We start from the raw sequence: 3,506 nt of genomic DNA on the forward strand, positions 1-3,506 counted from the left end.
GATACGGAACCAACAGGGCTCCTGTGCTGATGAGTCGAGACGTCGAACACCTCCCTCAACGGCACGGGTGCCCTGCCCGTTGCACACCCTGACAACACACAGCCCCATCACCCGATCAGTGGCCACCCTGAAACGCTCAACGCCCTGCATCGCCCGCCGCCTGCGCTACCGTTTTCTTAGCGAAACTCGCCCCACCCACAGCTCGGTCATCCCCCATCGGGCCTCCTGAGCAGGATCTTGAGAACGTCACGGGCTGCCCGACGCCGGTGCGCAGTTCGAGCGGCGACGGCGGTGACCGCTAGGCCACTAATTGTTATTGCGTACAGGGAAGTCGCGCCCACGATCTCGGTGACGGCTGACTGCCAGGAGCAAGGCGGAATAGGCACGAGGGTTACCTCCGTTCGCGCTCGGCCCAGCGGCCGGCGGTGCCGTCATTTGCGCACTCCGAACGGTTTCCGGCGATGTACCGACGAGGAGACGGGGAAGTATCCCCAGGTGAGAGTGTGGAGCCGGGATTTCCGGAGGCGTTCCGGACCGGAAGCACACGCGGACTCGCCAAACGCATCAGGCACAGGGAAGGTGACAACGTGGGAACACCGGGTGCAAGCGCGGCTCAGGAGCTGGCCGCCGCGCTGTCCCGCCTGTACCGGGATGCCGGCTCACCGCCTTACCGTGTCCTGGTGGACCAAGGGGAGGCCCAGCGACCACCGGTGAAGCTGAATGACGCCACGCTGAGCGACTGGTTCAACGGCGCGGCCGTTCCCGCCAGCCCCAAGGCGTTCACCTTCCTGGTGACGCATCTACAGGCCCGGGCAGTCCGTCTGGCGCCCGGACGCAACAGTCCCCACCTTGACTGGTGGAATCAGCAGCGCCGCAAGGCTCAACAGCAACGCCGAAGCGGCCCTGCGGCTGGAGGCGAAGCCGACCGGAGTGCGTCCTCGCTGTCGGCCCCGCCGAGACAGTTACCCGCGCCGCCCTCGGATTTCACCGGCCGCAGACGGGACCTGGATGAACTAATCGCCCCGTTCGCCTTGCCGGAGGCCTCGTCACGAGCAGATCCGGACATGGCGTTGTGCCCGGCACCGTGTCACTCGCCGGTAGTGATCTACGGACTGCCTGGGGTCGGCAAGTCAGCGCTGGCCCTGCGTCTGGCCCGGGAGTTGATCCCGCGATACCCCGACGGGCAGCTCTATGCCGCACTGCGCGGGGAGGACGGTCCGGTTCATCCCGATGTGGTGCTCGGACAATTCCTGAGAGCTCTGGGCACCGCACCGAACGACCTGCCGTCCGACCCTGCCGAGCTGGCTGCCCTGTACCGCTCCACTCTGGCCGGCCGCAGAGTGCTGGTCGTGCTGGACGACGCCAGGTCCGAGCAGCAGATACGGCCGCTCCTACCCGGTGGTTCGACCTGTCTGACCGTGGTGACCAGTCGGAGCGCGCTGCCGGCCCTGGCCAGCGCAACCTCGTATCCACTGGATCTGCTGGATGCCGACGAGAGCCTGGAACTGTTCAGTCTGATCGGCGGCGCCGAGCGGGTGGCAGCCGATCTGGCATCGGCCGAGTTCGTTGTTCAGATGTGCGGACAACTGCCGCTGGCGCTGCGGATCGCGGCGGCCCGGTTCCGAGCCCGCACTGACTGGACCATCGCCAACCTCGCCGAACGGCTGGCTGGTGTCCGCGGGCGGCTGCCCGAACTGCGGGTCGGTGACCTGGACGTACGCGGCAGTTTCGAGCTTTCCTATCAGGATCTTCCTGACGAGGCCCGGCGGTTGTTCCGGCGACTGGGCGTGACACCGGGTGCCGTGTTCTCGGCCGGCCTCGCAGCAGAGCTGATCGGTCAGCCCGCTCCCGACACAGACGAACTGATCGAGCGCCTGATCCTTGACCAGCTCGTGCAGCCCGCCGAGGTCCCCGGGACCTACCGCATGCACAGCTTGCTGCGGGAGTTGGCCGGGGAACTTCTCAACGCCGCTCCGGAAAGCGACGGAAATCCGGCGCTTACCAGCATGCTCACCTGGTATGCAACGAATCTGCACATAGCCGACATCGCCGTGAGTCCGAAAGAAAGAGCATCAGCTGAGGCCGACCCAGAAGCCGCACGGGCCTGGCTCGACACCGAGGAGGCCAATCTGCTGCCCCTCCTTGGCTACAGCAACGCGCTCGGACTGGACGACTATACGGCCAATGCTGCCAGAGAAGTCGCTGTAGTGGTCAAGTCAAGGTCGCGCGTGGAAGAATGCCGGTACGCCCTCAATCTTGGCCTGGATGCGGCCGAGCGAATCGATAACGGAAATTTGCAAGCGCTCCTACTGTTCGAGCTGGGCGAATTCCAGCTTATGTGGGAATTCGACGAAACTGCGGCCGAGGAAAGCTACACGAAGGCTGTACACCTGCTGGACTCCCATAAATTTCCGGCCCTGGCCAGCCGATTGCATGTTCGTCTGGCCCATATGCACCGGTCAGCGGGGCGGACGAAGGAATCCGAGCGGGAACTCTCGGCATCAGTGACGGCGGCGGCTGCCACCGGTGACCCGGACGCAGAACTGGTGCCCCGCCTGTTTGAGGCCGAGGGATTAATTGACCAGGGCGAATATCGCAAAGCCATCCGTTTGCTTAAACTGAATATAGAGGCGTGGTCGCAGCAAAACGTCATGGTCGAGGTGCCATGGCGCATGGTACTGGCCAGGGCGTACCTGAACGTTGAGCGCTATGCAGCGGCGACAGCCCAGTTGGAACGGTGCCGAGAGTTGTCCGACGCGCACGGTATTCGTATCTTTATGCCGGAAGTGCTGTGGCTGCTCGGACGGGCGCTCCGGGCCCGCGGACTCCGTGCCCGCGCGGAAAACGCCTGGGAACAGGGGCTGCGGCTCATCGACGAGTACCCGGCGCCCCCTAACCACGGCATGTTTGCCCGACTCGCCCATGAACGTGCTGCCTCGCACAAGGAGTCGGGAGAGTATGCCCGAGCCGAGGAACTGTTCGCCATGGCCGCAGACCACTTCGGGCTCGCGAAACAACCGTTCAACCGCAGTGGTGCCCGTGATCGGCAGGCCCAGGCAGCACTGGTCGCAGGAGACCCTGCGAAAGCCGCCAGCCTCTGGCGCGCTGCGGTAGAGGAACTGTCCATATTGGAGGGCGCCGGAGAGCAGCCGGAGAGGGCCGTGGCCGCCAGAGAAGTGCTGGAGCGTCGCCTTGCGTCACTCAAGAATCGGCGGCCTTCGCCCGGCTGACCGCACCTGGCCGTGTAAGCCACTGGCGAAGACCAGCGAAAACTATCGCCAAGAGCAGCCTATGTGCCCGCACTGCCCGACACGAAAGTTGACGAGGACCGGGGGCCCGCTCATTTAACATATTGCGAGTTACGGCAGTTCAGGGGCATAGGGCGTTGAGCGTTTCAGGGTGGCCACTGATCGGGTGATGGGGCTGTGTGTTGTCAGGGAGCTTTTTCCAACCTGCTGATGCGGTGGTGCAGTTGGAGTGACAACACGGCGAAGCCCCTGGTAGAT

The 3,506-nt window shown here is 64.6% G+C and carries 1 protein-coding gene; it reads left to right on the plus strand.

Annotated features, from left to right (window positions below; translation table 11 throughout):
* Positions 1 to 587: 587 nt before the first annotated feature.
* Positions 588 to 3,230 carry an ATP-binding protein gene (locus tag ACFO3J_RS31700; protein WP_386436917.1) on the plus strand — a complete coding sequence of 881 codons (2,643 nt, stop codon included), beginning with the start codon at positions 588 to 590 and terminating at the stop codon, positions 3,228 to 3,230.
* The last annotated feature ends 276 nt before the right edge of the window (positions 3,231 to 3,506 follow it).

This window comes from Streptomyces polygonati (assembly GCF_042650325.1).
Classification (GTDB): domain Bacteria; phylum Actinomycetota; class Actinomycetes; order Streptomycetales; family Streptomycetaceae; genus Actinacidiphila; species Actinacidiphila polygonati.